Origin of the sequence: Sphingorhabdus sp., from assembly GCF_046154385.1 — a bacterium.
Lineage (GTDB): Bacteria > Pseudomonadota > Alphaproteobacteria > Sphingomonadales > Sphingomonadaceae > Sphingorhabdus_B.
Genome location: NZ_JBJXFW010000041.1, coordinates 39514 through 46915, shown reverse-complemented (window position 1 = coordinate 46915; position 7402 = coordinate 39514). Strand labels below are relative to the sequence as shown.

At 54.3% G+C, this 7402-nt stretch carries 7 protein-coding genes; 2 read left to right on the top strand and 5 right to left on the bottom strand.

Annotated features, from left to right (window positions below; genetic code table 11):
• A partial coding sequence (locus ACKVOS_RS08020) for a pyridoxal-phosphate dependent enzyme (protein WP_409211492.1) occupies positions 1–763 on the top strand: 763 nt, incomplete at its 5' end.
• Between the two features lie 106 nt (positions 764–869).
• The gene (locus ACKVOS_RS08015; protein ID WP_409211491.1) at positions 870–1625 is read left to right on the top strand and encodes an arginyltransferase; all 756 of its coding nucleotides are present in this window, start codon (positions 870–872) and stop codon (positions 1623–1625) included.
• A gap of 13 nt (positions 1626–1638) precedes the next feature.
• Here the strand turns inward: ACKVOS_RS08015 and ACKVOS_RS08010 are convergent, their stop codons facing one another.
• From ACKVOS_RS08010 to ACKVOS_RS07990, 5 genes are all read right to left on the bottom strand, one after another.
• Positions 1639–2517, bottom strand: a complete 879-nt coding sequence (locus tag ACKVOS_RS08010) for a glycine zipper 2TM domain-containing protein (protein WP_409211490.1) — start codon at positions 2515–2517, stop codon at positions 1639–1641.
• 149 nt (positions 2518–2666) lie between these two features.
• Positions 2667–3149, bottom strand: coding sequence for a GAF domain-containing protein (locus tag ACKVOS_RS08005; RefSeq protein WP_409211489.1), 483 nt, complete (start codon positions 3147–3149; stop codon positions 2667–2669).
• Between the two features lie 12 nt (positions 3150–3161).
• Positions 3162–3563, bottom strand: a complete 402-nt coding sequence (gene arfB / locus ACKVOS_RS08000; protein ID WP_409211488.1) for an alternative ribosome rescue aminoacyl-tRNA hydrolase ArfB — start codon at positions 3561–3563, stop codon at positions 3162–3164.
• Between the two features lie 107 nt (positions 3564–3670).
• Positions 3671–4387 (bottom strand): pirin family protein, encoded by a 717-nt coding sequence (locus tag ACKVOS_RS07995; protein WP_409211494.1) that lies wholly within the window; start codon positions 4385–4387, stop codon positions 3671–3673.
• A 164-nt stretch (positions 4388–4551) separates the two neighbouring features.
• On the bottom strand, positions 4552–7335 hold the full coding sequence (locus ACKVOS_RS07990; RefSeq protein WP_409211487.1) for a TonB-dependent receptor plug domain-containing protein: 2784 nt from the start codon (positions 7333–7335) through the stop codon (positions 4552–4554).
• Positions 7336–7402: the final 67 nt, after the last annotated feature.

The window sequence follows — 7402 nt, the reverse complement described above, 5'->3', positions numbered from 1 at the left end:
TGTTGCCGCAGGGCAGGGGACGGTTGCCCTTGAAATGCTGGAAAGCATACCATCGCTCGATATGCTGGTTGTACCCATCGGCGGCGGTGGTTTGCTGTCGGGCATGGGCACCGCAGCGCGCGCGTTGAAACCGGATATCGGTTTGATCGGCGTGCAGGCGGAATTATATCCGTCCATGTATGCCTTGCTTAAAAACCAGCAATTGCCCTGTGAAGGCGATACGCTGGCCGAAGGTATAGCCGTCAAGATACCCGGCAGCTTTACCAGCGAAGTGATCCGCGATCTGGTCGATGACATCGTTTTGGTCAGCGAAGCTCAACTGGAAACCGCGGTCAGCCTGCTGTTGCAAATTGAAAAAACTGTGGTCGAAGGTGCCGGTGCGGCTGGCCTTGCTGCGGTGATGGCCAATCCGGAGATTTTTGCTGGCAAAAATGTCGGCGTTGTTCTGTGCGGGGGGAATATCGACACCCGCTTGCTCGCCAATGTCCTGCTGCGCGATCTCGCCCGATCGGGCCGACTCGCGCGCCTGCGCCTGACGTTACAGGACCGCCCCGGCGCTTTGTACAAGGTCATGCGCCTGTTTAACGAGCACAATGTCAACATCATCGAAATCTATCACCAGCGTATCTTTACGACCCTGCCTGCCAAGGGTTTGATTACCGACATCGAATGTGAAGCGCGCGATGCGGAACAATTACAGGGACTTGTTGATGGTTTGAACGCGGCCGGTTATCTTGTCGAACGGGTCGAATTGAACAAGTAAACCGGCTTCCACAACTTTCATGGTAAACGCCCTTTTCACTTTACTGACATCTGTGCATATAATGTGATCAATTCACAAACAATTTAGGTCTTGAGGGCCCTATACGATGAGCGCACCCGTCAGGTTTCCACGCTTTTTTGTCACGAACCCCGGTCCTTGCCCCTATTTGCCGGGCAAAACGGAACGTAAGGTTTTTACCGAACTGAACGGCCCGCATGCCGACGAACTGAACGATGCGCTTGGCCGCATCGGTTTCCGGCGAAGCCAGAATGTCGCCTATCGACCCAGCTGCATTGACTGCAAGGCATGCGTTTCGGTGCGGGTGCTTACCAACGAATTTCAACCCAATGCCACGCAACGCCGGATCATCCGGCGCAATTCCGATCTGGTGGTCAGCGCATGCCGGCCTTGGTCGACATCTGAACAATATGATCTTTTGCGCCGGTACCTGGGCCAACGTCATCCTGTTGGCGGCATGACCAATATGGACGATATGGACTATGCCGATATGGTCGAACAATCGCCGGTTCGCAGCAATGTCATAGAATATCGCACGCCCGGCCGTTTTGGCCGCTTGGGCGAGTTGGTCGGCGCCTGCCTGACCGATCAGCAAGCCGACGGCCTGTCGATGATTTACAGCTTTTACGATCCCGAAGTGGAAGGCCGTCCCGGTCTCGGTAACTACATTATCCTTGACCATATCATGCGCGCAAAAGCGGCTGGTCTGCCTTATGTCTATCTTGGCTATTGGGTCGAAGGCGCAGCCCGGATGCAGTATAAAATCCGGTACACCCCGCTGGAACGTCTCGGACCAGAGGGATGGGAACGGTTCGAACCTGCCGCGGTAGAGCAGGCCGTTTAAAGCCTACCCCTAATCAACGGCAAACGCAGCGCGGTTTTGGTTTCGCTTTCCATTTACGGACCACTTTTTTGCGGGGTGCCAAGCGAACCGTTTCATAATAGATTTCTTCGGTCACGGTTGTTGTCGTCACGGCTGGCTGAACGGTTACCGTAACCACCGGTGCCTGCGGATAATAATAATATCCGTGTGACCAGTTTTGATATTGCGGGGGATAATATCCCGGTCCACGCGGGCGGCGTGGGCGTTCTTTTTTGCATGTGTCGTTCGCTTTTTCTGCGGCAACGCCCAGCAGTCCGCCTATTCCGGCCCCGGCCAAAGTGCCACCCGTGCGATTGCCGCGGCCGCCAACGCGATTGCCCAAAAGCCCGCCGAGCAAAGCCCCGATAGCAGCACCTTTCAAGCCATTGCTTTTCAGGCACCGTTCGTAATTTTCATAGCCATATGGGACTTCATAATATTCGTCGTCATAGGTTTCGTCATATTCCGGCGCATCATGGGGGGCACCGTTGTGCATCGGTGGCATCGGAAAGCCCGGTGCAGACACACCACCCTGCCGGATTACCTTGCCGGTCCATTCGCCTTCAAACACGTCGCCCCGGGGATCGACATATTTGCCGTCCCAATCGCCGTCATATTTGTAGCTGGACCCGTCGGGTGCCGCGAATACTGCGTCGTCGTTCCAGTTATAAATTTGGGCATTCGGGTGCATTTCAGGACCGATTTCCGGTTCACGAAAGTCTCCGGTACGGTCCGGGCTTTCGTTCTTCACGATGACGGTCGAGCTTTTCTCGATGGTTTTGGTGGTCGCTGGTGCCGATTCGCCCGCGAATGAAGGGGTGGCTACCAACAGCAGTGCAGTGGCCGCAGCCCCTGATAACAAAACGGATTTCATAGTTAACGACTCCCCAATCATCGTTTGTGCCCAAATGGGCCGGTGCATTTAGTTAAGGGGCTGTTAACAGTTTTTGATGGCAATGGCGATGCACGCGAATGTAAATTACGCGTTCAAACAACGCCTTGTTTCAAAATGACGCACTCGTTTCAGATGCGGCTGGCAAGCAACTTGGCAAGCGCTTCTATTCCGGCGGCATCATAGGCATCAAAACGCGCCAATGTCGGACTGTCGAGATCGATAACGGCAATCACTTCGCCGTCGCGAATGATAGGCACGACCAGTTCGGATGCGCTTTTCGCATCGCACGCAATGTGGCCGGGGAATGCGTGGACATCGTCGACCAATTGCGTCACGCCGCTGGCCGCCGCAGCACCGCACACGCCATCGCCCAGCGCGATACGGATGCAGGCGGCCCGACCCTGAAACGGACCCAAGACCAATTCGCCTTCGACCATCCGGTAAAAGCCGGTCCAGTTCACATCGCCAAGATATTCCCACAGCAACGCGGCGACATTTGCCATATTGGCAACACTATCGGGCTCGCACGCCGTCAACGCGTCGGCCGAGCGCAAAATCTCCCGATATAATTCGGATTTTGGCGCAGATGTGTTGATTCCAAATTCGTACATGCGCGCCTCCTATCAGTCGAGACTAACCTTGCCACGGTTTTTCTTTACCGTGGACCGGCCCTTTTTGGTGTCGACGCGGCGGGCTTTGGCGGCTTTGCTTGGCTTTGTCGCAACGCGGTGCGCTTTACGGATGTGCGCGCGGTCGATCAGCTCGATGACGCGCGCCCGGGCCTCGGCACGGTTTGCCTCACGGGTACGATGGTTGCGGGCGGTTACAATAAGTTCGCCCGCCACCGTCATTTTGGACCCCGCCAGTGTTTTCAATTGCCGGAATGCATAAGGCGGTAATCCCAGTGCAAATATATCCACCCGCAACTGACAGGCGGTGGCAACCTTGTTCACATTCTGCCCCCCCGGCCCGGTGGAGGCGAGGAACGTTTCTTCAAGCAGGTCTTCGGGAAGGTCGTAAGCCATATCACGCACACCCTTAGCCGTTCGTGTCGAGCGAAGTCGAGACACCTTTCGGCCGCGCGCGCTTTATGGGTGCCTCGACTTTGCTCGACACGAACGGGCTTGGGCGTTTACGCGCTGTCGACCATTACCAGTTCTGCGTCTTCGATGGCTTCAATGGCGAGCATTCCGCCGCCACGAATTGCAACACCATCGCGTGCGCCATATTCTGTGCCGTCGATCCGCACGCGGCCGCTGGCAATGACAAGATAGGCGAAGTGCCCGTCGGCCAGATCATGATGCACCGTCGCACCCGCCGCGACAGTCGCACCCAGCACGCGGGCGTCGGCGTTGATCGAAAGCGCACCTTCATCGCCATAGCCGCTGGCCAGCACGTTGAAGGTTCCGGACCGGTCGCCTTTGGGAAACTGACGTTGATCCCACGCGGGTGCGACATTGCGTTCGCGCGGCAGCACCCATATCTGGAACAGTCGGCAAGGCACATCTTCGAGATTATATTCACTGTGCGTCACGCCGGTGCCTGCGCTCATCACCTGCACATCGCCTGCCGCCGTGCGTCCGACATTGCCCATGCTGTCCTTATGCGTAATTGCACCTTCGCGGACATATGTAATGATTTCCATATTGTCATGGGAGTGCGGGGCAAAGCCGGTCTGCGCGGCGATTTCATCGTCATTCCAGACGCGGATATTGCCCCAGCCCATCCGGTCCGGGGCGTGATAATCGGCAAAGCTGAAATGGAAATTCGGTTTCAGCCACCCATGGTCGCGTTTGCCGAGCGAGGCAAAGGGTCGGGATTCAATGGAAAGGGGTAATGCTGTTGAAATATCGGTCATGTTCATGTCCGCATCGGCGGGGAAGTTGACCGCCGGAATATCCGACAAATGGTGCGCGGAGCGACGCGTTACAAGGGGTCCCTGCCAAATGCTTCGACCCAAAAATAAAAGGGCCCGGAATTCTCCAGGCCCTGATATTTGATTTTGTGGGGTTATTAGAATTTCATCTTTGCTCCAACAAAGAACCGCCGTCCGATGACGTCATACACTGTTTCGTCCGTGTTAGTCGCGGCCGCCCCTGAAGTGACGATTGGCGGCTGGTTATCAAACATGTTCTGCAAGCCACCAAAAAATTCAAAGTTTTCAGAAGCCTTGAAGCTCGCATTCAGATCAAAATAGCTTTCAGGTTTGATTTTCGCAAAGCCAGCAGGGTCACTTAGATCGCCCGCTGTATCTGTCGACTCCCCGATAAATTGCCAGTTCAAGCTGATTGAAAACGCGTCATGGTCAAATGTCAGGCGATTATTTGCCCTGAATTCCGGCAGGGTTCCAAAATCGGGAGTTGAAAATGATGCCTGCTGAACACCGTTGAACTTGTAATCAGCAAGATAGGTGACGTTGCCCCCAAAGGTTATCGTGGTTTTATCGCCAAGTGGTTGGGCATAGCTATAGGAGATATCAACGCCGCGCGTTTGCAGTTTATTGCTCTCGCCAATGTCGGCCAAGTTGGTCAAAGGTACAGTCGCCAACAGGTCGCCATTTGCTCTTCGCGAAAGCAGGCTGCAGAACGGATCAGCAGCAAGCTCCGCTGCGTTGGCAATTGTCTGGCTAAAGCATTTGGCAACTAACCCGGATGCACCGCCTTGCACACGTGAGATGAAATTATCGACCGAGATATCGAAATAGTCGATCGAAACATTCAGACGCGGAGCAAATTGCGGCGTAAACTGAACGCCTACCGTGAAGGTGTCCGATGTTTCTTCGAACAAATTCAAATCACCGATATTGGTTGCTTCGATTTGCGTGTTTGTTTGCACCAGAATATTGGCATTGGGGTCTGGAAGTCCCTGCAACTGACAAATTGTCGCCACGTTGGCGGCTACTGGCCCCTTCAGTCCGCTGGGTTGTCCACGGAAACATGGGTCAACTACTTGAGGGAAATCTTGGTCGCCTGCCTGAAACAGCTCAAATACCGAAGGCGCGCGGTTGGCCCGCGAATAAGTGCTACGAACACGCACGCCGTCAACGGGCATCCATTCGCCTTCAATCGAGTACGTCCCGATACCACCGACAGTCGAGTAGTCCGAAAAGCGGCCTTTGAGCGCGAGCGTCAGTTTTTGAACGAATGGTACATCGGCAAGCAGCGGGATATTTACTTCGCCGAATATTTCTTTGGTTTCTATTGAACCACTAATCGGTTTTACGGCATTGAAGCCTGTCAAATCGCCAGTCTGTGCCTGATCCGACGGAACAAAATTGGACTTGTCATTCCGGAATTCGGCGCCAACCGCAAAGCCGATGTCCCCGGCAGGCAATCCGCCAAATTCGCCGGACAGCGATGCAAGAACATTATCACGGTTGAAAGCAAAGAGGTCAACCGACGAAGCGATACGAATGAAGTTGACAGCCGATTCCGAAAGACGTCCGGGACCAAAAGCATCAACAACGACACATCCGGCTGGCGAACCTGCTGGACAGCCATTTAAACCGGAAGTCAGCCGCGAACGCGAAACATCGTTTTGCAAGCTTTGCGCGCTATCAACGCGACCACGGCCATATGATACTTCCCAATTCCAGCCATCAAACACTTTTCCAGTCAATCCGGCGGTTAATTGCGTAACATCAAATTCGAATGTTTGAATCCGCGGTCCAACTTCGGTCATCCGGCGACGGAATACCAATGGTGCCAAAGGATCAGGTCGCGTCGCTGCAAGGGCACGCGCCGAAGCGGAGAGAACCGGCGACAACGGATTAACAAAGATATTAGTGGCCGGCGTTTCCGCGAGTTGCAGCTTTACATTGCTTTGGACATAATGGCCTTCTGCGAACGCTTGGATGCTATCGGTAATATCGTAATGGCTCAGCGCTGAAAACGTAAAGCGCTTGAGCGGCGTTTGCAGATAATTGACGGGTGCAAAATTGTACCGGTCGGTCGTCGGGTCGGTTAAATCAAAGATGTTCCGGAAATTTCGAACCGATCCGTCTGCATTGAAAGCAGTGTTTGCGTTGGTTGCGAACGGATTACTAAATTGGTTATCCAGTCGTCCGGCGATCCCGGTTGCACTTCCCCCAAAAATATCGATCCGCGAAAATTCGCGGTCTGCCTGAAATGAATCGCCACGATCTGTGTACGAAACGGCGACGGTCGCGTTTCCACGATCATCCGCAAAATTTCCGCCTAGCAATCCGCCAATTGTCCAGCTTTCGCTGTCTCCGCGAGTGGAACCGCCGAATTGGCTGGAAAGTTCGATGCCTTCAAAGTCCTTTTTGAGAATGAAGTTCACAACGCCGCCAAGGGCGTCGGAGCCATAAGTTGCCGATGCGCCGCCAGTTACAACATCGACACGTTCAATAAGCATTGGGTTGATGACGTTCAAATCGACCACGCCGGTATTGTTTGACGGGACCATACGCCGGCCATTGACCAAAACGAGTGTCCGTTGTGCACCCAGTCCGCGAATGTCGACCGTGACTGTGCCATTGCCGCCATTGTTGACATTTGCATTCAAGCCGGGCGTAACTTGCGGCAGTTGGTTCAAAGCTTGCTCGACGTTTACAACACCTTGGTCCTGGAGTTGGTCGCCAGTCACAACGCTGATCGGCGAGTTGGAATTCAAATCAGGTCGCGCAATGCGTGAGCCGGTTACGACGATGGCGGATTGTTCGCTGGCGTCTTCGGCGGTTTCCTGTGCGATGACAGGGGCCGACGCGAGCGCGGTGCCGATTGCCAATGCCGCGCTGCTGACCTTTAACGCGTCGAAATAGCGACTATTCTTCATGAAATCATTCTCCGTTTTACGATTCAAATTACCTTTAACCTTATGGTTTCAGGCGCTTTTATTGGTT